The sequence below is a fragment of the Arenibacter sp. F26102 genome (genome assembly GCF_023015865.1).
Lineage (GTDB): Bacteria > Bacteroidota > Bacteroidia > Flavobacteriales > Flavobacteriaceae > Arenibacter.
The window spans coordinates 17865-43254 of record NZ_JALKBC010000004.1 but is presented as its reverse complement, the minus strand read 5'-3'; the positions used below and the strand labels follow the sequence as shown (position 1 = coordinate 43254).

Genomic DNA, 25390 nt, shown 5'->3' with positions numbered 1-25390 from the left:
CCAAGAGTTGTTAGATTAGTTGTTAGTTAAAATTATGGACGGGGGTTCGTTTATCCCTGTCCATATTTATTAAAAAACAATCAACAATTCCATAAAGGATAGTATATTTAACAGCAGAATTAGAATGATCAAAATCTTCCATATAATACCAAGAAACATTTGGGGCCTATTTTTAGGGATGCTAATACTGTCATCCTGTTCCAGCCCACAAACGGAACATTATTATTTGGTGGTGGGAAATGAAGCAAACGAGGTAGAAATAAGTACTGCCGAAGATTTAAAGTCAGACCTATCAAAAGTGCTCGGACTGGAAGGCCGTATAATTTCCGATATCGATAATATTCCAAAAGGCACACCTACATTTATTTTGGGCACTCCCCAATCCAATAGCCTTATCGCCAGCTTGGTTAATAAGAAAGCCATAGTTCTATCTGATGACAACCCGGGACCAAGGGGAGGGATATGGCACAAAACTAAATTGGAAAATAATCAGGAGGCCATTGTTCTTGCCGGATCGGATGTACAAGGTTTTCAGTACGCCGTCTACGACTATTCCAAAGAAATTTTAGGTATTGACCCTCTTGAATATTGGACAGAGAAGAAGGCTTCAAAGAAAACGAACTTGGATTTGGTCAGTTTTGAAAATCGAAGAATTGCCCCTCCAAAAGTTCCCATTCTATGTTATTTCGAAAACGATGTGGATGAACTGGCCAATTACCGAGGTAAATTATTGGAGTACGATTGGGAAAGTTATACCCAAATGATAAACTCTCTCGTTAGATTACGCTACAACGCCATCCAGTTTTTTGATATGTTGGGACGTCCAGAATTTTTTTTACGCCCAGAATATAAAGAGCTTAGTCCCGATTATAAAATAGACATAGAATATCTGGATAAGATGATCGATTACGCCCACCAAAAAGGAATGAAAGTTCAGATAGATTTCGCTTTGGGTTATCAAATACATCCCATGTCTGAGGAAAAGGCTACTTGTTGGAGAGAATATAAAGAAGAGTGGGTAAAGGCATGGAAGTATTATCTGGAGGAAACTCCTCTTAAAAAGACAGACATATTTATTCTCAGACCAAGACATCAGGTATGGGATTGGGAATATGAAAGTACTTGTGGCGAGAATAAAATTGAGGTATTCAATGATGTGTATAAGGTATTTGGCGAATTGGTGGATCAATACAAACCCAATGCGGATAAGGTATTGATCTGTTATTCCGATGGCATGGAGATGTGGAACGACGGATTTAGGCCTCCAAAAGATTGGATAGTGGCCTGGTCCGATGATGGTTTTGGCGATTTTGAACATTTGCCCAATACTACCGATGGCTACAATTTTGGAACTTATATGCATGCCGGTTTTTGGTTGAACCACACTGTACATAACCCGTATCCGGAAACCGTGGAGACTGTAATGAAAAATATGTTCCAAGAATACGGTGCGGATAAATATTGTTTGGTTAATGGACAGAATTTTAGACCATTCCTAATTAATTTGGAAGCCTATAGTGAAGTTTGCCAGGATCCAGATAGTTTTGATCATAATGATTTCTATAAACAATGGACCAAAAGATATTTTAAGGAAAATCAGTGTGAATCTGCCATATCCTCCATGAAATTGTTACACCAAGCACAAGAAGGGAGAATAGGTTACGTACAGCATTTATGGGAAATACGGGAGGCTATTTCATACCTTTCCGATTCCCCGATACAAAGACCTGGAAAAACTCCGGTACCACATGATTTTAAAAGGGTCGAAAATGATTTTGAGCACGTAAAGAAAACACAGAATTACATTCAACAATCCGTGGAAGAGGCCAACAAAGGCTTGGATAAAGTAGGTTTGGAAACTGATTTCTATTATTCATACGTTTATCTACCTGCACTGCTTTACAACGACCTAATCTCGTTTGAGGTTACATTACATAATATGGCCTTGTTAAAAAAACAATATGAGGATACTGGGAAAACAATTTACATAAATCAGGCCTTGGACCTCTGGCCAGACATAAATCAAAAATTAGAGGTCATTTATCAAAATAGGAACACCGGCGACAAAATTGGTAAATGGGCCAAGTGGTATTCCCCACAAATCCGAAGACCAAATAATGGCTTTCCTACTATAGATATGCTAACCGCAATTAAATTAAACTTAGAGGCTAAATTATAAAAGTATACATATGAAAAAGTTTTATTCGGGACTTATTATAGGATTACTAACGGCAATAACTTGCTATTCCTGTAAAACAGAACAAGCCCCTCCGCAAAATCTAGGGTCAAATACTGCATCACCAGTCGACATGGTTTATCCACATTTGGACACCGAAAATTCACGATGGTTTTTCTTTTCATCCGCCAGTCGCCCTTTCGGCATGGTAAATCTAAGTCCGGATACGGAAGTGGACGGTGCCTGGGGAAGTGGATATAGATATAAGGTAGATACCATTCAAGGTTTCAGCCATATCCATGCCTGGCAACTTTCGGGACTATCCGTACTTCCGGTTACGATAACCGAGGATAACAAGAAATCCATTTATAAGGATTTTAAATCCAAATTCAGTCATGACAATGAAAAAGTGTCGCCAGGATATCATTCTTTAGCTTTGGAGAAATATGGAATTAATGTAGAGCTCACTAGCACCAAAAGGGTTGGTTTTCATAAATATGTCTATCCAAAAAATAAGGATGCGGCCATTCTTTTTAACCTTAATGGTATGTTGGGACCTTGTGAAAATTTAGATGGCAACCTAATTAAAGTAGATGCTACAAATTTTACTGGTGAGCTTGTAATGGCACCGACCCATAGAAGGCCAAAACCAGCAAAATTATTTTTCCATATTATTTTGGACAGGGAAGTAACAGAGGTAAACAAGGATGAAGAAACTGGAAACTTTTTGATCGCATTGGACAATGACACCGACCAGCTTTTGATGAAAGTAGGCATTTCATATACTTCTGCAGAAAATGCCAAAGCCAATATAGATGCTGAACTCTCCCATTGGGATTTTGAAAGAATTGTAAAGGAGTCCAAGCAAGAGTGGAACAATGCCTTGGGAAGAATAAAAGTATCGGGTGGTACGGAAACCTCCCAAAAAAGATTTTATACTGATCTATGGCATTCCTTGCAAGGTAGAAGGGTTATAAGTGATATTAACGGGGCATACCCGGATAATACGGGGGAGAACTTTAGAATTGGACAAATACCTTTGGATGAAGCGGGAAAACCAAAATTCAACCACTATAATTCCGATTCATTTTGGGGAGCCCAATGGACGATAAACACGTTATGGGGCTTAGTATATCCTGAAATTATGGAAGAGTTTGTACAATCCTTATTGCAGTACCAAAAGGATGGTGGATTGGTTCCCCGTGGACCCTCGGGCGGTAATTATACCTATGTAATGACTGGGGCCTCTTCCACACCATTTATTGTCAGTGCCATACAGAAAGGTGTAGTTACGGAAAATTTGGAGGATATATATGAGGCGTTGAAGATAAATCATATGCCAGGGGGAATTATGGAAAAGGCAGGCTATGAGCATAATACCGCACTTGGTGGTGGATTAAAATACTACATCAGGGATGGTTACGTACCCTATCCCATACCAGAAGGTAAGTTTGGTGGCCATCAGGAGGGTGCAGGGGTAACCATGGAGTATGCCTATCAGGATTGGACCTTGGCACAATTGGCTAAAAAAATAGGAAATGAAGTAGATTACAACTATTTCATGAATCGTTCTTTAAATTATAAAAATGTATTTGATAAGAACGTAGGTTGGATGAGACCAAAAGATGTAGATGGTGTATGGAAGCAAAACTTCGATCCGTACGAACATCAGCATGGCTTTGTAGAATCCAACTCGGCCCAAGCCACTTGGTTTGTGCCCCACGATCTTAGTGGTCTGGCAAATCTTATGGGAGGAAATGATAAGGCCGTGGAGAAACTCAACCTTCAATTCGAAACGGCGGAAAAACTAGGATTTACTTCTGGTAATTCACATGCCCTGGAATTGCATCCCGAATATAGAAAAATACCAATCAACTATGGCAATCAGCCTTCCATGCAAACAGCCTTTGTATTTAATAAATTGGGAAGACCGGATTTAACGCAGTTCTGGTCCAGAAAAGTAGTGGATAGAGCCTTTAGCGGTCTGTCTCCCGCAACCGGATACAACGGGGATGAGGACCAGGGGTTAATGGGTAGTTTGGCTGTGTTGATGAAAATAGGACTTTTTCAAATAAACGGGGGTACAGAAGACAATCCTATATACGAATTTGGCAGCCCCATTTTTGATAAAATCACAATAAGCTTGCCAAATGGCAAGGAATTCGTCATCAATGCCCCAGGTACTTCCTCGGATAAACCTTATTTAAATGTGGTAAAAATAAATGGAATGGTATCGGACCAAAATCATATTAATCATTCCGATATTTTAAATGGGGCTGTTTTGGAATTTACCATGGGATCCGTACCTTCCAATAATTCACAGCAATAATAAAGATGGAGTGAGGCTTTAGGATTTTAAGGAACAGCATAAAACACCTCAAATATACTAGTCCACTATATGGCCTATTTATTTGAGGTTTTTAAACTTTGGCAACCAAGGTTCCTTATATTGGCTTTTTAAACGATAGTATTATTTACATTATGGGAAACAAACTTAAACTTCTGTTGGCATTTATGGTCTCCGTATGGAACCTACACGCGCAGACTATAAAGTTTGAACATTACAATGATTTTAATGGCCTTTCCCATAATTCTGTAAGGCATATTCTTCAGGACGATCAAGGCTTTTTGTGGTTGGGTACTTTTTCAGGATTGAACCGTTTTGACGGTTACGAGTTTAAAAATTATACCAGCTCTTCCGAACTAAACAATACCATCCCAGACGATGATATTACCGACTTGGAATTGGATAGGGAATCCAATCAATTGTGGATCGGCACAAGAAAAGGACTCGTACTTTATAAATTGGATACCCACACCTTCCAAACCTTCCTTCCAAATGTTAATGATCCAAACGCTTTGCACGACGGGGAGATAAGGTCCGTACATGTAGATAGGTACAAGCAAGTGTGGGTAGGAACCAAGGATAAAGGCCTTTTTATCTATAATCCCCAAACCCAGCATTTTAAAAAAGTGGTACTGGAAGGCTTTAACTACATTAAGGAAATTATTGAAGATTCCAATGGATATATATGGCTTGCAAGTTATGGAAGCGCGGGAATTGCCAAAATCTCCTTGGACAATACAGGTAACATCGCACAAATAAGGGAGTACACTTTGGAAGTTCCAGAGTCGACTGAAACAAACCCATATGTCAATTTTATCTATGAGGACCACAAATCGGATATATTTGTGGGCAGCAGGAGAGGGCTATTTAAATTAGAAGAGCAAACCGATTCTTTCAAAAATCTGTATTTACAAGATTCTAAGGTAAGGGATAAATTGGGGCCATACTTTATTTCGGTAGCAAGGGCGCCCAACGGTGAATATTGGCTGGGTACACTAGGCGGCATCTTGGTGGTAGATGAACTGGAGGATATTGTCCTACAAGAATACCGATGGTATTACTCGGAATTATCTGATGATGATTCCTTGGTGGATAATTTGGTGGCAGCATTGTATTTTGATGCCTCAGGCGTGCTATGGATTGGCACGGAAGACGGCCTGGAGAAATACGATCCTTATAATAATCAATTTAATTATAACTCTGATATTTCCCAATATATTGGGAATCAGGTACCCCGTATTCGCGGATTTGCAAAAACCAAAGACAATAAAATCATAGTGGCTACAAGACATAATGGCCTCTTTATTTCGGATAATGGTCGTTATAGTCCCTTGTTCAATAGCCAAAAGGACATAGCCAGTATTTTTACAATAGATGGCAACATATTTTACTGTGGCCTATGGGAAGGTCATATTTTACGTTACGATTACAGCACTGGTAAAGCCTCCGTATTGGATGTTGGCTTTAGTAGGTCACCAATTCTTGCATTCGCAGATTTAGGAAATAAAAAAATGGTGGTTGGCGCTCATGGAGAAGGGGCGGTAATTATCAACACAGATACATTTTCACCTATTAATGGAACGGGAATATTATTGCCTTCACGCCCCATTAACAAATGTGTGGTCGATAATGATGGTACAATTTGGTTCGCCACCCAAATTGGAGCTATTCGATTTGACCCCGTAAGTGGAAATACGCATGTATATAATGCCGATTTAGGCGAAAACATTGGACTTTCACATGAAAATGTAAGCGATATTACGATTGATCCATCTGGGAAAATTTGGGCGGCGACACGCAAGGGATTGGATTACTACGATCCCGATCTAGACGATTTTGTCCCTGTTATGGAGGCTGTGGAATTGCAGAGCAGCTGGATAACCGATGTGGTGGCAGATAGCAGGGGCAACCTTTGGTTAAATATGAACAATAACCAACTTGCCCAATACAAAATTGAATCCAATGAACTGAAAATATTTTATACCGATAGTGGTAATAGGTTGGACGTATTTAGTCTAACCGGCTTTTACTACGCCGATGATTCAAATATCTATTTAGGAGGAAAAAACGAAATTATCACTTTTTCACCTTCAAGTATTAAAGACAATACCATTTCACCTCCTCCAGTGATTACGAATATCAAGATTCAGAATACCGATTTGGAAGTAGGCAACACCCTAAATGATCAGCAAATACTTACCTCGGACATAAATTTAAGTCGTGGAATGGTTTTGGAAAATGTTAACAAGAATTTTTCACTCACTTTTTCCAGTCCTTCCTATACTAATGAGCGCTTTAATAAGTATAGTTATAGATTGGTAGGATTTGACAAAGTATGGAATACGGTTGATATGGGTCAACGTACCGTGCAGTACACCAATCTTTTTTTTGGGAACTATGTTTTTGAGGTAAAGGCTATGAACAGTCATGGAGTATGGAGTCCCATTTCTAGTTATGATATAAAAATTATACCCCCATTTTGGTTAACCTACAAGGCTCTCTTATTGGCGTTATTAGTTCTTACTGTTGTGTTCTATTTTGTTAGAAAACAGATAAAAGCTAGATTAATTCTAAAACAAGAACTATTATTGGAAAAGGTAAAAAGGGAGCGAGATGAGAAATTGAACAATGAAAAACTTAAATTTTTCACCAATATATCACACGAATTAAGAACCCCTCTAACTCTCATACTAGGTCCTGCACAACAATTAATAGAAGAGTCGAAAGAATCTAGCAACCAATTCCAGCAAAGCAGATTCAATTTAATCTACCAAAATGCCAATAGACTTTTAAACCTAGTGAATCAGGTACTGGATTTTCGAAGGGCCCAATCTGGGGAATTGCAATTGAAAGTCACTAAAACCAATATTTTTCAACGCACTACCAATACCTTTAGATCTTTTCAAGAACTGGCAGATGATAAGAAAATCAACTTTAATATTGTCTGCGATAATCAAGATATTGAAGGCTATCTAGACTGGGACAAATATGATAAAATACTGTATAATTTACTTTCAAATGCTCTGAAATTCACCCATAAATACGGTCATATAGACCTATTTGTAAATACGAGTATGGTGAATAATGTACAACAATTAGTAGTTGAAGTCAGCGATGATGGTATTGGAATCCCCATAGAGAGTCAAGAAAAAATATTTTCAAGATTTTTTCAAGCTTCCAACAGTAAAGAAAATAATACCGGCTCCGGTATAGGTTTGTCCCTGGTAAAGGCATTGGTGGAATTGCACAAAGGAACTATAGAGGTGGAGAGTGAGTTAGAAAAAGGTAGTACTTTCACATTAAAAATTCCAATTTCCAGGATAGCCTATTCTGACGATGAAATTTTTGAGGTAGTAAAGCCTGATACTCCTGAGGCATCTCCACAATTAATAACAGCTAAAAAGATAATTCAAAGTACCCACTTAAAAGAAAGGATACTTATCATTGAGGACAATGTTGAATTGCGAAATTATTTAGTGGAGTACCTATCGGACCATTACAAAGTTTTTGAAGCGGAAAACGGTAAAGTGGGCCTTGAACAATGTAGAAAAGTAAAACCCGTATTATGTATAGCCGATATTATGATGCCGGAAATGGATGGGCTGGAATTCTGTAAAATTTTAAAGAACGATGACGACATAAGTCATGTACCCGTTATTTTATTGACAGCACTTTCAGACAGTGATGATAAAATTCGAGGGTATAGCAGTGGTGCAGATGGGTATTTGGTAAAGCCCTTTGAACCTTCCTTGTTAAAAACCAGAATTGAGAACATCATCAAATCACGTATGGAGCTGAAAAATAAATTTTCAGGAGAAGTGGAAAGTGAAGTTACCACCTTGACACACTCGCCCGCTGATGAACTTTTTATGGAGAAACTCACACAATTGATCGAAGACGACATGGGTAACCTGGAGCTTAATACCGCTTTTTTGTGTCATGAATTAGGCATGAGTTCTTCCAAATTGTACAGAAAAATCAAAGAGATAACAGATTTGGCTCCAAATGAATTTATAAGAACTATTAGGTTAAAAAAAGCCGCACATCTGCTAAATACCAAAAAATATAATGTTAGTGAGGTGACTGGCCTGGTAGGATTTAACGACCCTTTATATTTTAGTAGATGTTTTAAAAAGCAATTTGGCTACCCTCCAAGTAATCTCATCAAGTAAAATTGTCAAATATCTACAAAATCCAAGGTTACCAAATAATTCCCTTCCATAATGGAAACATATCCAAACCTTTGGATAAGTTTAAGTAATATTCCTATATTTAGTCCTCAAATAATTTACGTTAAATCCATTAATAATATGAATTCCAAGACTATTTTCCTTTTCCTATTTTCCATTGCTTTTTCTTTGCAAATAGGAGCACAAAACAAACATATTAGTACTCCTCCTGAAGTATCACCTATGCCCATGAAGGCAGAAATGACGGAAATATGGGAGCCAGAAGTAAGTGTGGTGACTCCTGCAAAAACATTGGGTGACGCCCCTTCGGATGCCATAATCTTATTTGATGGCACAAACTTGGATCATTGGGTAAAGCAAAAAGACAATGCACAACCTGCCCCATGGAAAATTATCGACAATAACCATATGGAAGTAGTTCCTGGTTCTGGAGGTATAAGTACAAAAATGAAATTTGGTGACTGCCAGATACACATAGAATTTAGCGCTCCGGATGAGGTGGCAGGTTCAAGCCAGGGTAGGGGCAATAGCGGATTATTTTTGCAGAACAGATATGAATTGCAAATATTGGATTCGTACAATAACCGTACCTACAGAAACGGACAGGCCGGCAGTATATATAAAGACCATGCACCTTTGGTAAATGCCATGCGCGGTCCTTTGGAATGGAACACTTATGACGTAATCTATACAGCCCCTAGATTTAAAAAAGATGGCCGATTGGATGCCAAGGCGAGGATTACTGTGCTTCATAATGGTGTTCTAGTACAAAATAACGTAGAGATCAATGGTACCACCTATTATATTGGTTTGCACAATTACCCATCTGCCCATGGTGATGATGTACTTTCACTTCAGGACCACGGCAACAAAACACAATTCAGAAACATCTGGGTAAGACCCTTATAGGTCGGAACTACTTTGAGCTAAAAAAAATGCCGAAGGAAATTGATCCTTCGGCATTTTTTATTTCAAATTTATTCGTCCTTATTAATACGTAACGTATTCTACTATTTCCAGTCCATAACCCACAATACCCACTCTTTTAGTTTGGGTAGAATTGGACAACAGCCTTATTTTGGCAATATCCAAATCGTGTAAAATTTGTGCGCCTACACCAAAATCCTTGGCATCCATATCCACTTTGGGCGCCTTGAATATACCCTTCTTTTGCAACTCCTTCAGCTCACCCAATCTTCCCAGTAAATTCAAGGATTCGGTTTCCTGATTAATAAAAACAAATGCTCCTTTTCCCTCTTCATTGATGGCATTGAACATGTCTTCCAATTTTTTATCCGGGTTATTTGTAAGCGTACCTAAAATGTCATTGTTAATTAAGGTTGAATTGATCCGGGTAAGGACCTTTTCGTCCTTTTTCCAGGTACCTTTGGTCAATGCTATATGTACTTGATTATTAGTGGTCTGCTGATAGGCCCTCAATCTAAATTCCCCAAATCTGGTAACAATATTAAAATCTTCCTTTTTACGGATAAGACTGTCATGCTCCATACGATAGGCGATCAAGGCTTCGATGGAAACGATCTTAAGGTCAAATGTTTTGGCTACTTTTACCAATTGAGGCAATCTGGCCATAGTGCCATCTTCGTTCATAATTTCTACTATGACCCCAGCTGGTTTTAGTCCGGCTAAACGGGCAAAATCAATAGCGGCCTCCGTATGCCCTGTTCTTCTTAACACGCCACCTTCTTTAGCGACTAACGGAAATATATGTCCTGGCCTTCCAAGATCATGTGATTTTATATTATCATCGGTCAAGGCCTTAATGGTACTTGCACGATCTGCGGCAGAAATGCCAGTAGTTACCCCATAGCCCCTTAAATCTACAGAAACAGTGAATGCAGTTTCCATAGGATCTGTATTATTGTGGACCATCATGTGCAGGCCTAATTCCTTACATCTACCTTCAGTAAGTGGAGCGCAGATAAGCCCCCTGCCATGGGTGGCCATAAAATTGATCAATTCGGGGGTGGCCAATTCTGCAGCTGCCAAAAAATCCCCTTCATTTTCCCTATTTTCATCGTCCACTACAATAATAACCTTGCCTTGTCTTATATCCTCAATGGCTTCTTCAATGGTATTTAGTGTAATGGTTTTGCTAACTTTTGTTGTCATGTTGCAGCAATTTTATCTTTCTTCTTAAATATGCCTTTAAAATAATCAAAAATACTTCCAAAGGACATCAAGCCCTTATCGGCCGTTGCACGCCTGGTTAAAAACACACCTAAAGGTAACATTATAAACGTAGAAAGCCATGCGCCTATAATTGGATTAATATTCCCCTCCTTGGCATAATTACCGGCAAATACACCAATAAAGTAATAGGTAAGGAATAAGACAATGGCGATTACCATAGGTAGTCCCAAACCTCCTTTTCTAATTATGGCTCCCAGTGGCGCTCCAACAAAGAACAAAATAATACACGATAAGGCTAAGGCATATTTTTTATGTAGTGATAAAATATGCAGACGATAAATCTTATATTTTATATGAAGCTCATTTTTCTTTCCCTGTATACTTGTGATTATATTGGACGTGGAACTTTTAGCCGAATTTACTATTTGCGTTTGGTGCCATGAAGGGAAAAGTGCAACAATGTCATCGGTGGATAGGGTAGTGCCCAACGAATCCCTTTCCTTCTTTTTCTTGTCTATTGTAATTTGGCTTAATGAATCTGGTTTTTTTAACGGTACAAAAGCCCCCATTCTTCCCACTATATTCTTGGAGAAAGCGGTTACCAATTTTACGTTGTCCTCCTTTAGGGAGTCAATATCCTTATTTAAGCGCGATATGTTCTTCATCTTATCTGTACTTACATCACGCTCTTCATCCAAGTCCACATCATTTAGATCGGAAAGATCCTTGTTTATGGTATAGGTTTTAAAATTGGCCTTGGTAAAAGGATTCTTCTTCTTTTCCTTGTTATTCTTCGTGGGCATATCAGAATAGTAATGTCCATCTTTCAATACCAACTGTAAAATATCGGAATCCTCGCTACTGATAAGTTCCCCTGATTTAGCTTTGATTACGGTTGTATTTACTTTTATTTTAGATTTCTCATGGATGATGACATTTTCCAAGAACCGATCATTTTGACCATATTTACGGTCAACCTTCATGTTCATCTCCGTGCCTTCCAAATCACTGAAAACACCTTCCGAAATTATCGCGGCCGGTTTTACCTTGGCAATATTCCTTCTTAAGTTATAAATTTTTTGCTCCGAAATGGGGATAATGTTATTTGCAAAATAAAAGGTAACCCCTCCCAAAAAAGTGACAAAAACAATAAGGGGCAGCATTGCCCTCTGCAAGGAAATTCCAGAGGCCTTCATAGCTGCAAATTCATAATTCTCGGCAAAGGAGCCAAAGGTTAGGATTGAAGAAAGCAACACGGTTAAAGGAATTACCCGTTCCATTAGATTGGGCATAAGGTAAAACAAGAATTTCCCGATGATAAAAATATCCAAGCCCTTACCTGCAAAATCATCAATAAACAGCCAAATCGTCTGAAATACGAAGATAAACATCAGTATTACAAACGAGCTGAAAAAATTAAAAAGGAAGCTCGATAATATATATCGGTCTAGAATTCTCAATGGCCTAATTTCTTATGATGTAGTACCCATCATTTTTATACTTGCTCTCGTCAAAAATAAATAAGGTTTTGGACAAAGGCTGGTCTATTTTAAAAGAATTAACAGTAATGGTAGTTTTAGTGCCGTTCTTCCCCGTTTCAATAAGCTTATAGATATGCTTGGTCTCCACATCTATTCCCAATAATATGGATTTGATCTCTGAATTGGTATCAATTGGTGTCAACCTTACAAACTGTATTTTTCTTCCCTGTATATTTTGTAGAATGTCCCAGTCATAATTGTGACCTTGTTTATAAAAGGTAAGCATTTTTGAAGGAGTGATGGTGTTTTCATCATCCAGCTTTTCTTCAATAGTAACTTCTTCATTTTCCGGAACTACAGTATATACTTTTTTACCATCGTATAATTGTTTGGACCCTAAATAGTTAAATAAATATTTATCACCCTGCATCGTAACATCTCCCCGTGTCTCGGTATTTATATTGGCCTCTTCATTATTAAGGCTATATTTAAAGTCTACAAAAATATTGTCATAACTTTTTACTTTATTATACACTTCATCCAACAAAGATTTGGCCTTCGCTGAGTTTTGGGCCATAGAGATTGAAGTAGATAATACCAGTAATATAATAGATAATTTAAGTTTCATTTGTCTTCTTTTTAAATTTTTAATGTACCGTTTATGGCCTTTCATTGCTCAAGAGTTGATCTAAGGCATAAATATCCGGTACCAGAACCTGGCGAGCTTTACTGCCTTCAAACGGACCAACGATACCTGCGGCCTCCAGTTGATCTATAATTCTCCCCGCTCTATTGTACCCTAATTTCAACTTTCGCTGTATTAAGGAGGCCGAACCTTGCTGTGCAATAACAATTACCTCTGCCGCATCCCTGAACATGGCATCACGATCAGAGATATTATAATCAATACTTGTGCCAGAATCGTCGTTCCCCACATATTCCGGAAGTAAATGCGCATCCGGATAGGCTCTCTGCGAACCTATAAATTCTGTAATCTTGGCAACCTCTGGAGTATCCACAAAAGCACATTGAATTCTTGTAACATCATTGCCCTGTGTATACAGCATATCCCCACGTCCAATTAATTGATCGGCACCCTGAGCATCAAGAATAGTTCTTGAATCTATTTTTGAAGTTACCCTAAAGGCTATTCTTGCCGGGAAGTTGGCCTTTATAATCCCAGTAATTACGTTAACCGAAGGCCTTTGGGTGGCAATAATCAAATGGATGCCGATTGCCCTGGCCAATTGTGCCAACCTTGCAATTGGAGTTTCCACTTCCTTACCTGCGGTCATAATTAAATCGGCAAACTCATCAATAACCAAAACAATATAAGGAAGAAACATGTGCCCGTCATTAGGGTTTAGTTTTCTCGCCTTAAACTTGGTATTATACTCCTTAATATTTCTCACCATGGCCACCTTTAACAACTCGTAGCGGTTGTCCATTTCAATACAAAGTGAATTTAGGGTATTTATCACCTTATTATTGTCGGTAATTATAGCCTCCTCGGAATCTGGCAATTTGGCCAAATAATGCCTTTCTATTTTGTTGAATAGGGTAAGCTCTACTTTCTTGGGATCTATTAGCACAAACTTAACTTCCGCAGGGTGCTTTTTATAGAGCAGGGAGGTCAATACGGCATTTAATCCCACGGATTTACCCTGTCCAGTAGCTCCTGCCATTAACAAGTGGGGCATTTTTGCCAAATCTACCACAAAAGTTTCGTTGCTTATGGTCTTGCCAAAGGCAATGGGCAATTGCATTTCCGCTTTTTGAAATTTGCTGGATGCTATTACGGAACGCATAGAAACAATAGTAGCGTTTTTATTCGGGACCTCGATACCAATGGTACCCTTGCCAGGAATAGGAGCTATTATTCGTATCCCAAGCGCCGCAAGGGATAAGGCAATATCGTCCTCCAAGTTTTTTATTTTGGAAATCCGCACCCCGGCATCCGGAACAATTTCATATAGGGTAACGGTAGGCCCTATAGTTGCCTTAATTTGCGCGATGCCAATTTTATAATTCTTTAAGGTCTCTACAATCTTATTCTTATTTTCTTCGAGCTCCTCTTGATTTATTGTAATTCCTCCCGTAGCCCCATGCTGATCCAAAAGATCTAATGGAGGGAATTTAAAATTGCCCAGTTCCAAGGTAGGATCAAATTCACCAAAATCTTCCACAAGTTTATCGGAAATATTATCGGACTCTTCTTTCTCCTCATTTATTTTCTCTACCTCCATGGCAATAGTCTCTTCCTCTGGCCCCACTTTTACTTCAAATTCCTCATCTTCGACTTCTTTCTCCAGAGGAGGAATATCTTTTTTGTGGGTATAAGTATCAATTACGATAGGGGTTTCTACCTTTTCCTCCGTATATAGAATGTCGTTCTCCCTATCGTTATCCACTATAGGAGTTTTACCATTCTTAAATTCTGAGGCCAAAGATTTACCCTTGGTATTTAAATAAGCCACGGCCTTGTCCGGAGAAAATTGAAACAATCTAACCAAAATTACGATCAAGCCGAAAAGCAATAGCAAAAAGACACCGACTTTGCCTCCATAATCTTGGAGGAAATCGTTCATTTCATACCCAACCATACCCCCTAGAAGTGGCTTTCCAGAGGCAAAAAAGCCAAGGGCGACGGAGAACCAGATAATAAACACCAATCCCCAGATCCATTTTCGGAGCAGGCCATGTTTTTGCATACTTAAAAATAGGTACAGCCCGGTTGTAAAAAGCAGAAAAGTAAATATGATAGAAGAAATACCAAATCCTTTATAAAGGATAAAATGACTTACGTTAGCTCCAAATTTGTTCAATAAATTTCTTGCTTGCTCGTTCCTATTCGCAAATTCCGAAAGCAAGCTTTGATCGTCCTGCCATGTAAAATAGAAGGAGACAAAAGAAAAGAAAAGGGCAATACTTAAAAGCATTAACAACCCCCCAAAAATAATTTTGTTTTGTTGCGATAATTTTAAGGAAAAGCCTTTTTTATTGGGTGTTGACTTTGGTTTTCTTACCTTTTTTGCCATTAAATCTTCAATTCTGGAGGCTAAATTACAAATTTACTTATGAACTCATCCGAACTTTTCCCTTGGATATATCATTTTAAGGAAACTACCCCTAAACCAGATATATTAGTAGGCATCATCAATAGTGATCAAAAAAGCTTTGGAACATATATAATAAGGCCAATAATGGAAGCGGCAATAGACACCAACATAACGGCACCCGCAGAAATATCCTTTATAAATCCAATTTTTTCATCGTATTCGGGTTGGACAAAATCAGCTATTTTCTCAATAGCCGTATTTAGGCCTTCAATACCTAGCACCAATCCAATGGCCAAAATTTGAAGTATCCATTCCGTGTTGGAAATTTCAAAATAGAATCCCGCCGCCGTCATGACCAGAGTTATAAAAACCTGAATCTTAATACTCGACTCTGTTCTTACCAAAAGTAGCGCTCCCTTAAAAGCGAATCCAACACTCTTAATACGATTCACTAAAAAACTTTCTTTAGGCATCCATCAATACTTCTAGGGCTGCATCATAATTAGGCTCATCCACGGTTTCTGCAACTTGTTCCGTATAAATAACTTTTCCTTCTTCATCTAAAACAACTACGGATCTGGAATGCAAGGACATAAGAGGTCCATCAATAAATTCAACACCAAAAGCTTTTCCAAAGTTACCATCCCTAAAATCGGACAACATTTCTACATTTTCCAATCCTTCTGCCCCACAGAAGCGATTCTGGGCAAATGGAAGGTCCTTGGAAATACATAAAACCTTAGTGTTTGCCAATACTGAAGCTTTCTCATTAAATTGTCTAACAGATTGTGCACACGTACCCGTATCTACACTAGGAAAAATATTCAGTACTATTTTTTTTCCCTTATAATCGGAAAAAGTACTGGTTGATAAATCTTTTTTAGTCAAGGAAAAGCTGGGAGCCTCGCTGCCTTTAGCAGGGAGTGAACCTATAGTATTTATTGGATGTCCTTTAAGCGTTACAATAGCCATGTTATTCTTTTTAAATTTTGGGTGAAAATAAAAAATATATGATTGATATGTTAGGAATATTGCATAAAAAAGTAGGTTAATAAAAAGCCCGTCCAAAGGACGTAAATAAAAAGAAAATCCCTCTATCCTATGAATTGCACAGAGGAATAGAGGGATTTACTGCAATTGGTTTGATAGCTACTTTTACATCTATTTGTCAATAGAACCAACGACCCTTTGCATAAATTCGTTCAAAGCCTCCTTTTGGGGCTTACCTTCCTTAATGGATTTTTGTACCTCCAAGGCTCCATATAAATTGGAGATCAATTCTCCAATAACATCCAGTTCCTCGTCTTTTAATGAAGAAACTTCGGTTATGGATTCCAACGTTTCTATGGTTTCCAACACATAGTCCTCATCATTTTCCGCGATGAAACCGGTTAGGTGTTTAATTACTGGTAATTTCACTTATCAATTCTTTTAAAACATCATATTTATTAGTCTGTACCTGATTCTTGAATTCACCATCACTAAAAATGGCGAAAGTTGGAAGATTGTCCACATTGGCCAATTTTCTGGATTCAGGGAACTTTTCTGCATCGGCAAGAACAAATGTAATATCATCATTCGCTGACGCTTCTTTTTTAAATTTGGGTTTCATTATTCTACAATTGCCACACCAGGTAGCAGAATATTGGACTACCACATTTTTATTTTGATCAATAATCTCTTTAAGATTATCATTTTCCAATTCAAGCAGCATAATTTCTTATTTTAATTTATAAAAAGGGAGCCAATTTTATTTAACGATTGGCTCCCTATATTTATGTATTGAGCCTAGTTTGCGTGTGCAGACAAATAACTGGCAACACCATTCCTGTCAGCAGTCATTGCGTCTTTACCCTCTTCCCAGTTGGCAGGACAAACTTCTCCTTTTTCCTGAACATGTGTATATGCATCGATCAAACGCAAATACTCATTTACATTTCTACCCAATGGCATATGATTAATCCCTTCATGGAATACAGTACCTTCTTCATCTATTAAATAAGTGGCACGGTAAGTTACATTGTCACCATCTACCATGATAACACCTGTTTCCTCATTATACTGCTCATTGGTAATGTCCAAAATACCTAAAGTGGAAGCCAAGTTTCTATTGCTGTCCGCAAGGATGGGATAAGTAACGCCTTCAATTCCACCATTATCCTTAGATGTACTCAACCAAGCAAAATGAACTTCGGCCGTGTCACAGGAAGCACCTATAACCAAAGTGTTTCTTTTTTCAAATTCTCCCAAAGCAGCCTGAAAAGCATGCAATTCTGTTGGGCAAACAAAAGTGAAGTCTTTTGGATACCAAAACAAGATTACTTTTTTGTTATTTTTTTGTGCTTCCTCCAAAACATTCAATTTGAAAGTATCGCCCAAATCGTTCATTGCATTAACGCTAAGATTTGGAAATTTTTTACCTACTAAAGTCATATTTATAAATTTTATACTATTAATTTCTGATGTAAAATTACATCTAAATAAGGCGGATTACCATATTCTGGATTTAAAAAACTTATTCCTATATAACTATTGTATATACCTACGCCCTTTATCGATTTTAGTTGCGAAGATGCAAAAAATAGAATGTATAATTTCACGATATAGCAAAGGCGAGGGGTGAAAAATAGGAAATATGTTTTTATTGAAAATGAAGCGAGTTTTTAGAAAAATCAATTATTGATCTATAACCCATTTTGCAAAAAGAGGCTTACTCATTACCTGATTAAAAATAGTTCGATGATCGGTTAATTGGTTGAAAAATTCCGAAAGCAATAACTACAAATAATTTAGGAATAATGTTTTGTCTATTACCCTCTGATCAAGCAGCTACCGAAGATGTCCTAAGCTGTCTGATTTTGAGATGTAGTGCCGCGAAAAACAGCGTCATAAAAGGACTTAACCAATTAAAAACGGCATAAACAAAGTATTCGGCAACACCGACCCCCAATACGCTCGATTGGTACGCCCCACATGTATTCCATGGAATTAATACAGACGTTACGGTACCAGAATCTTCCAAAGTCCGACTCAAATTCTCAGGAGCCAAGCCCTTGTCCTGAAAGGCCTTCTTGAACATTTTACCAGGGATTACAATTGCCAGGTATTGATCACTGGCAATGGCATTTAACCCTATACAGCTCATAACTGTACTAGCAAACAAACCAAATACGGATGCTGCAATGGATAGTAAGGATTTGGTAATTCGGGCCAAGGCCCCAATACCGTCCATTATACCCCCAAATACCATGGCACAGCAAATAAGCAATATAGTCCAAAGCATGCCTTGCATTCCACCGGCACTGAACAGCTCGTTCAATTTTTCGTTTTCGGTTACTATGGCCGTATCAACAAAAATTGCATTAAAAATAGCGGTTACATTGGAATCTGAGAGGGTTTTCAATACTTCGGCTTGAAAAAATAGGGCAAACACCCCAGCCAATCCCACCCCAGTCCCCAAGGCAATCAGCGGCTTTGTTTTAAGAAGTATAAGCGCTATTACCACTCCTGGCACTATAAATAAATACGGGCTTATATTAAAGGTACTATTAATTGTGTTCAATAGTGCACTTACATCCGCACTCCCAGAAGTTTCTATATTGAAGCTAATTACCGTAAACACAACCAAAGTTATCAATATAGTAGGCACGGTTGTAATGGTCATGTATTTTATATGGGTAAACAAGTCAGTCCCTGCCATGGCGGGTGCCAAATTGGTGGTATCGCTTAAAGGGGACATCTTGTCCCCAAAATAAGCTCCTGAAATTACCGCACCGGCAATCATACCGGGATCAATGCCCAATGCGGTCCCAATACCCACTAGTGCTATGCCCACCGTTGCGGACGTAGTCCATGAACTTCCAGTGGCCACGGAGATTATCGCAGCAATTACCACAGAAGCTGGCAAAAAAATGGAGGGATTCAAAACCTTAAGTCCGTAATAGACCATGGCAGGAATAACACCACTCACCAACCAAGTACCTGCCAAGGCCCCTACCAAAAACAATATCATAATTGGTACGAGAACACTTTTTAAATTTTCCAGAACTTCCATGCCCATAGTTCTTAGAGAGGTTTTATTAAAAAACCCCACAATGGCACTTATACCACCACCGATCAATAAAATAATCTGATTGGAATATTCCCCGAACCATTCTCCATCGGCATAGAAAATATTATAGGCCAACATCATCATTAAAAGAACAACTGGGATAAGGGCCTCCCAGATATTTAGTTCCTTATTTTCTACAATATGTTCATTCTCAGGTCCGGAGGGATTAGTGCTAAGGTTTTGCATCTAGTAGCTATTTGTTTCTTCGTAATATTACGATTTTGATATCTGTTCTGCAAACCCAATATTAGACCCCTTCCTTTATATTTTTTAAAATTTTCAATTGGACCAAACAGTCTTTCATTGCCCTATATGTCCTATCTATATGGTCATCCAATCCTATTGAAAACCGAATTAGACCATTGGACAAGCCCATCTCCAATTGTTCTTCCATTGGAATTTCTGAAGAAGTGGAGGTTCCCGGTGCACTAAATAAGGTTTTGTAAAAGCCTAAACTAACTGCCAAATATCCCAAATGTTTCTTTTGCATTAATTCCATCAGGGCATTGGCATTTTCCAAGGAGCCTACGTCCAAAGTCATTAATCCACCAAAGCCATATTCCGGATTAAATTGTTTTTTCATAACTCTATGCCCAGCATGCGATTTTAACCCCGGATATGCCACACGTAATCCGTCCTTTTCAAAATTTTGGGCTAAGTACATGGCATTTTCACTATGTTTTTTCATCCTTATATGCAGCGTTCTCATATTCTTTAAGATGGAAGAAGCCCTTAAACTATCCAATGTGCTACCCAATAACATGCCTGCACCATTATTCACATCCTTTAATCCCAAACAGAAATCTTTGGAACCACAAACCACTCCCGCCACACAATCGCTAGTACCATTAATAAACTTCGTTAAACTGTGAATAACAATATCGGCCCCCAATTTGGCAGGAGAAACAGATAAAGGTGAAAAGGTATTGTCCACCACTAAGGGAATGTTATGCTTTTTGGCCAACTTGGAAAGGGCCTCAATATCGGCCACTTCCAATAAGGGGTTACTAACGGACTCACAATAGATCATTTGTGTTTTGGGGGTAATGGCCATGGCCACTTCCTCCAATTTTGTCGTATCCACAAAGGAAGTGGTAATATTGAATTTCTTTAAAAAGTTCTTCATTAGGGCGTAAGTGCCACCGTATATGGTCCTGCTGCTCACAATATGGTCCCCAGCATTGCACAGCTGCAATATTACCGCACTAATAGCTCCCATACCACTGGCGGTTACATTGGCAGTTTCAGTACCCTCCAAAGCAGCTAATGCCTCTCCCAAATAAAGGTTGGAAGGAGAGGAGTGCCTACTGTACAGATAACAACCTTCGGTATTGCCCTCGAAGGTATCGAACATGGTCTTTGCTGATAAAAAAGTATAGGTAGAAGAGTCGGATATAGAGGGATTGACCCCTCCATATTCACCAAAATACTGTAAATCCTGTAAATCATCAGATGCCTTAAAATCCATAACTAAATATTTATTTTACTATAAAAATAAAAGAATAATAGTAATTAATCAACCAACTTATAGATAGGTAGATTATAAATCTATATATTATAATATATTTAGTTTATTTTTATGCGAGATAGAGAAATATAGCCGAGCCAAAGAAAATAAATCACCATGAAATTCGACGAAATAGACATAAAATTACTGGGTTTGCTACAAAAGGACAGCAAAAAGACCACTAAGGAGTATGCCCTTCAATTAAATTTATCGGTTACCGCCATTTACGAGCGCATAAAAAGATTGGAGAAGCTTGGGGTAATAACCAAATATGTAGCCCTGGTAGACAAAAAGAAGGTAGACAAGGCCTTTACCGTGCTTTGCCATATTAAACTGGTTCAACACATTAAAGAGTATGTTCTGCAGTTTGAACGGGAGATACTCAAATTAAATGAGGTAGCAGAATGTTATCACACCAGCGGGGATTACGACTATATCCTAAAAATATATGTGGCCAACATGGAAGAGTACAGGGAGTTCATGATTACTAAACTTACCGCCATAAATCATATTGGAAGTACCCAAAGTTCATTCGTGATCAATGAGGTAAAAAGTACCACAGAAGTATTTATGTAATAACATTTGTCCATAAAACGTTCATATACCAAGGAATATGAATGTTGTCCAACAACAAAACATTTGTATTTTTGTGTTCACAATGATTAAACTAATCTTTTCAATACAATAATAATATGACCCAATACGACGTAGCCATAATAGGCTCAGGTCCCGGTGGATATGTTGCAGCCATCCGTTGTGCCCAGTTAGGAATGAAAACTGCTATAATAGAAAAATATTCAACCTTAGGTGGAACCTGCCTTAACGTAGGTTGCATTCCTTCCAAAGCATTATTGGATTCTTCCCACCATTATGAAGATGCCGTTAAGCATTTTGAAGATCATGGAATTGAAATTCCGGGTGAAATCAAGGTTAACCTTGAAAAAATGATTGCGAGGAAACAGTCGGTTGTTGATCAGACTTGTTCAGGGGTTAAGTTTCTAATGGATAAAAATAAAATTGATGTTTATGAAGGCATGGGAAGTTTCAAGGATGCAACACATGTCAACATTAAAAAGAACGATGGTAAAACTGAAACCATTGAGGCTAAAAATATAATTATTGCCACGGGATCCAAGCCATCGAGCCTACCATTTATAAAATTGGACAAGAAGCGTGTCATAACCTCAACGGAAGCTTTAAAACTCAAAGAAATACCAAAACATTTAATAGTTATTGGGGGCGGTGTTATTGGATTGGAATTGGGACAGGTATATAAGCGCCTTGGTGCAGAGGTAACGGTCATCGAATATATGGACCGCATTATTCCTGGGATGGATGGAGCACTTTCAAAAGAACTTTTGAAAGTAATGAAGAAGCAAAAGGTGAAATTTAATTTATCACATAAGGTTACATCTGTCGAGGCCAAAGGCAAAGAAGTAATTGTAAAAGCCGAGAACAAAAAAGGGGAAGCGATAAGCTTTACTGGAGACTATTGTTTGGTTTCAGTAGGCAGAAGACCTTTTACGGATGGACTGAACATTGAAGCTTCCGGAGTTAAAATGGAAAAGAACGGGACCATTGCCGTAAATGAACATTTACAGACCAATGTATCCAATATTTATGCTATTGGAGATGTGGTAAGAGGTGCCATGCTGGCGCACAAGGCAGAAGAGGAGGGAACTTTCGTTGCCGAAATACTGGCCGGACAAAAGCCACATATAGATTACAACCTAATTCCGGGTGTGGTTTACACCTGGCCTGAAGTAGCCGCCGTAGGAAAAACGGAAGAAGAACTAAAAGAAGCTGGAGTTGAATATAAAGTGGGTCAGTTTCCCATGCGTGCCTTGGGACGAGCTAGGGCCAGTATGGATCTGGATGGTTTTGTGAAAATATTGGCCGATAAGGAGACCGATGAAGTCTTGGGAGTCCATATGATCGGAGCCCGAATGGCAGATCTTATTGCGGAAGCTGTAACTGCAATGGAATTCAGAGCTTCGGCCGAAGATATTTCCAGAATGAGCCATGCACATCCGACCTTTGCAGAGGCTGTAAAAGAAGCAGCCTTAGCTGCTACTGACAATAGAGCTTTGCATGTTTAAATAATTAATTAAACAACTTGATAATAATAGCCCCGTTAGATTGTGTCTAACGGGGCTATTTTATTATAGTAATTCCCTAAATATTATTTATCGGGATACAAATTGTATTTACAATTTGTGAGTACCATCACAAAAAGGTGGATTCTTGGTAAGTTTACAAGTACACAGATGGGCCTTTTTATCCTCTTCTGCAATAAAGACCAAAGGGGGTGTGGCGTTTTCCGCCTTATGGGAACCATCGCAAAAGGGTTGAACACTACTATGGCTACAAGTACACCACTTATATTTTTTATCCTTCTCCAATTCCACCGCAATTGGTGAAAATTTATTATTCGTATCGCTCATTTATAATTTTTATGCGAAAATAAGGGAAAGGTAATTAGGAAAAAGAGTGTACTACTAATTTTTTACCAATCTAAATAAGCGTATCAACGTTAGCTTAGTTTTTAAGACAAAAGCTTTTAATAGGGGCTGACCTTCTTCACTTAACCAGGACTCTCCTTTTAATTGGACCGTCTTGACAGCAGTGGACAATTGCAGTTTTATAAAAACTTTGTTCCTTTCATATTGCAAGGCCAATACCGTAGTTACCAACATAAAAGCAAGGGCACCTGGAATTACCAATGTAGGGGAAAGGCTGTGGTTTAAGAAGTAATAAAGTCCCAAACCGGTAAAGCTTCCATACAATATAATATAATGAATCACATAAATGGAGAGCGTACTTTGCCCTATTTTGAGTACTGTACTATTACTCATAAATCTTCTAAACAACATGAATACGGCAAAAACCAAGGATACATCCCCTAATCTTATAAACAGATAGTTATTGAAATAAACCTTCGAAAAAATAAGCATTCCCGTCCAGTTATATAACTTTAAAAAGAAACCTGAGGAATAAAACAAAAGACCGAAGCCAACAATAGTAAAACTAGCTATGGCAGTCGGATATAAATATTTGAAATTCTTGAACCTGGTAAACAATACCGACATAAAAGCTCCAATGGTTGCATATCCAAACCAAGGCATAATCGTAAATACGGATCCATTGGCCTTTGTTAGGTAGTTGGCCAATAACTCTGGCAGGTAATGGTGGGCGTATTGTTTATAATTGGGCTCAAACACAAATAAAACCAAGGTAGTTACCAGTAACAATCCTGGGAACAGGTATTTATTTCTTGAAATCGTAAGAAGATAAATTCCGATAATACCCAAAATAGAAAGACCAATACAGTGCAAAACGTCTACTAGATAAAATGAACCGTAAATCTGACCTTTCAATAATCCAAAAAAGTTTAATCTAAGCAAGTAGCCAATAGCTAACAATTGCAAGCCCCTCTTGCCCCCTTTTTTTACTCTAGGGTTTTTAAAGCCAATTTCGTTCCCTTTTATTAATAGGTAGGTAAATATAAAACCGGATACAGTAAAGAACACTGGTGCGGTAACGCCCCTGAAATATTTCCATACGGAAAATACGCTATTGGAATTGTCCCTAAATACATTATCAAGCAATCCGTCCACAAAATGTCCTTGCAACATCATAAGGATTGCCCATGCTCTCATGGCATCAATAAAATAAAGTCTTAGGTTGTTATTGCCCATAGTAGCTTCGTATACATCCTATATACTTGTATAACAGTGGTTTTGGATGTTTGCGGGTGCAAAATTATACAAATTCCTCGCAATTCAATCTATTTTACGGTATTTTCGTTGTTTAATTATTAAATTATTTCGGATGTCTCGTATATTGGCCTTTGCAGGGAGCAACTCCAGCACTTCCATTAATTACAAATTAGTAAAATACACCACCTCACTTATTAAAGGTCAGGATGTTAGCCTTATAAATATGGTGGATTATAATTTTCCTGTATTTAGTGAGGATTTGGAAAGAAATGAAGGGTATTCCGATTTGCTAAAAAGCCTAAAAGATAAGATTGTCAGTGCCGAGGGATTGATTATTTCCGTAAACGAACACAATAGCAATCCGTCCGCCTACTTCAAGAATGTACTGGACTGGTTATCACGAGTGGACAGGAATTACCTCACAGACACTAAGATTTTACTTATGTCCTGTTCTGGAGGTAGAAGGGGAGCCATAGGCTCCCTAGAGGTTAGCAAAGGAATTTTACAACGTTTTGGAGGGGAAGTGGTAGCCACCTTTTCATTACCATCCTTTAATCATACCTTTGAAGAAACAAAGGGTATAACAGACCCTGAGCTCGCCTTAGCCCATAAAAAAGCTTTGGAAATATTCTTATCACAAATTTAA

Annotated in this window: 20 protein-coding genes; 7 read left to right on the top strand and 13 right to left on the bottom strand. The window is 38.3% G+C overall.

All coding sequences use genetic code 11. From position 1 onward, the window contains the following. Positions 1 to 124 precede the first annotated feature (124 nt). From MWU78_RS06375 to MWU78_RS06360, 4 genes are all read left to right on the top strand, one after another. Positions 125 to 2179, top strand: a complete 2055-nt coding sequence (locus tag MWU78_RS06375) for a glycosyl hydrolase 115 family protein (protein WP_246996092.1) — start codon at positions 125 to 127, stop codon at positions 2177 to 2179. Between the two features lie 10 nt (positions 2180 to 2189). Continuing rightward, positions 2190 to 4505, top strand: a complete 2316-nt coding sequence (locus MWU78_RS06370; protein WP_246996089.1) for a GH92 family glycosyl hydrolase — start codon at positions 2190 to 2192, stop codon at positions 4503 to 4505. 152 nt (positions 4506 to 4657) lie between these two features. Beyond that, entirely contained in the window at positions 4658 to 8695 is a 4038-nt protein-coding gene (locus MWU78_RS06365) for a two-component regulator propeller domain-containing protein (protein ID WP_246996087.1), read from the top strand. A gap of 138 nt (positions 8696 to 8833) precedes the next feature. Continuing rightward, positions 8834 to 9622: a DUF1080 domain-containing protein gene (locus tag MWU78_RS06360; protein ID WP_246996085.1), complete on the top strand. Its 789-nt coding sequence runs from the start codon at positions 8834 to 8836 to the stop codon at positions 9620 to 9622. Between the two features lie 81 nt (positions 9623 to 9703). On the opposite strand, the gene ribB is transcribed toward MWU78_RS06360, so the two are convergent. The 11 genes from ribB to MWU78_RS06305 form a co-directional block, all read right to left on the bottom strand. Beyond that, positions 9704 to 10846 (bottom strand): 3,4-dihydroxy-2-butanone-4-phosphate synthase, encoded by a 1143-nt coding sequence (gene ribB, locus MWU78_RS06355; protein WP_246996083.1) that lies wholly within the window; start codon positions 10844 to 10846, stop codon positions 9704 to 9706. After that, positions 10843 to 12306 carry an LptF/LptG family permease gene (locus MWU78_RS06350; RefSeq protein WP_348647075.1) on the bottom strand — a complete coding sequence of 488 codons (1464 nt, stop codon included), beginning with the start codon at positions 12304 to 12306 and terminating at the stop codon, positions 10843 to 10845. Before MWU78_RS06350 ends, ribB begins: the two co-directional genes overlap by 4 nt. A 25-nt stretch (positions 12307 to 12331) precedes the next feature. Beyond that, positions 12332 to 12976, bottom strand: a complete 645-nt coding sequence (locus MWU78_RS06345; RefSeq protein ID WP_246996079.1) for an outer membrane lipoprotein carrier protein LolA — start codon at positions 12974 to 12976, stop codon at positions 12332 to 12334. A 31-nt stretch (positions 12977 to 13007) separates the two neighbouring features. Continuing rightward, the gene (locus MWU78_RS06340; protein ID WP_246996076.1) at positions 13008 to 15386 is read right to left on the bottom strand and encodes a DNA translocase FtsK; all 2379 of its coding nucleotides are present in this window, start codon (positions 15384 to 15386) and stop codon (positions 13008 to 13010) included. Positions 15387 to 15514: 128 nt separating this feature from the next. Then, on the bottom strand, positions 15515 to 15880 hold the full coding sequence (locus MWU78_RS06335; RefSeq protein WP_246996074.1) for a diacylglycerol kinase family protein: 366 nt from the start codon (positions 15878 to 15880) through the stop codon (positions 15515 to 15517). Then, entirely contained in the window at positions 15873 to 16379 is a 507-nt protein-coding gene (tpx, locus tag MWU78_RS06330) for a thiol peroxidase (protein ID WP_246996072.1), read from the bottom strand. The genes MWU78_RS06335 and tpx overlap by 8 nt, the downstream gene beginning before the upstream one ends. A 189-nt stretch (positions 16380 to 16568) precedes the next feature. Then, the gene (locus MWU78_RS06325) at positions 16569 to 16826 is read right to left on the bottom strand and encodes a hypothetical protein (RefSeq protein ID WP_031444034.1); all 258 of its coding nucleotides are present in this window, start codon (positions 16824 to 16826) and stop codon (positions 16569 to 16571) included. Beyond that, positions 16807 to 17121: a thioredoxin family protein gene (locus MWU78_RS06320; protein WP_246996068.1), complete on the bottom strand. Its 315-nt coding sequence runs from the start codon at positions 17119 to 17121 to the stop codon at positions 16807 to 16809. Before MWU78_RS06320 ends, MWU78_RS06325 begins: the two co-directional genes overlap by 20 nt. Before the next feature lie 74 nt (positions 17122 to 17195). After that, positions 17196 to 17840, bottom strand: coding sequence for a peroxiredoxin (locus tag MWU78_RS06315; RefSeq protein WP_246996066.1), 645 nt, complete (start codon positions 17838 to 17840; stop codon positions 17196 to 17198). Positions 17841 to 18228: 388 nt separating this feature from the next. Further along, complete coding sequence (gene nhaC / locus MWU78_RS06310) at positions 18229 to 19704, bottom strand: Na+/H+ antiporter NhaC (RefSeq protein WP_246996064.1); 1476 nt, start codon at positions 19702 to 19704, stop codon at positions 18229 to 18231. A gap of 61 nt (positions 19705 to 19765) precedes the next feature. Next, entirely contained in the window at positions 19766 to 20986 is a 1221-nt protein-coding gene (locus tag MWU78_RS06305) for an aminotransferase class I/II-fold pyridoxal phosphate-dependent enzyme (protein ID WP_246996062.1), read from the bottom strand. 156 nt (positions 20987 to 21142) lie between these two features. On the opposite strand from MWU78_RS06305, the gene MWU78_RS06300 reads away from it, so the two are divergent. Together MWU78_RS06300 and lpdA are read left to right on the top strand one after the other, a co-directional pair. Continuing rightward, positions 21143 to 21601: an Lrp/AsnC family transcriptional regulator gene (locus MWU78_RS06300; protein WP_246996060.1), complete on the top strand. Its 459-nt coding sequence runs from the start codon at positions 21143 to 21145 to the stop codon at positions 21599 to 21601. A 116-nt stretch (positions 21602 to 21717) separates the two neighbouring features. Next, positions 21718 to 23124 carry a dihydrolipoyl dehydrogenase gene (lpdA, locus tag MWU78_RS06295; protein WP_246996058.1) on the top strand — a complete coding sequence of 469 codons (1407 nt, stop codon included), beginning with the start codon at positions 21718 to 21720 and terminating at the stop codon, positions 23122 to 23124. Between the two features lie 108 nt (positions 23125 to 23232). On the opposite strand, the gene MWU78_RS06290 is transcribed toward lpdA, so the two are convergent. After that, on the bottom strand, positions 23233 to 23469 hold the full coding sequence (locus MWU78_RS06290) for a CDGSH iron-sulfur domain-containing protein (protein ID WP_246996056.1): 237 nt from the start codon (positions 23467 to 23469) through the stop codon (positions 23233 to 23235). Between the two features lie 54 nt (positions 23470 to 23523). Further along, complete coding sequence (locus tag MWU78_RS06285) at positions 23524 to 24723, bottom strand: heparan-alpha-glucosaminide N-acetyltransferase domain-containing protein (protein ID WP_246996054.1); 1200 nt, start codon at positions 24721 to 24723, stop codon at positions 23524 to 23526. Between the two features lie 133 nt (positions 24724 to 24856). On the opposite strand from MWU78_RS06285, the gene MWU78_RS06280 reads away from it, so the two are divergent. Beyond that, positions 24857 to 25390: an NAD(P)H-dependent oxidoreductase gene (locus tag MWU78_RS06280; protein WP_246996052.1), complete on the top strand. Its 534-nt coding sequence runs from the start codon at positions 24857 to 24859 to the stop codon at positions 25388 to 25390.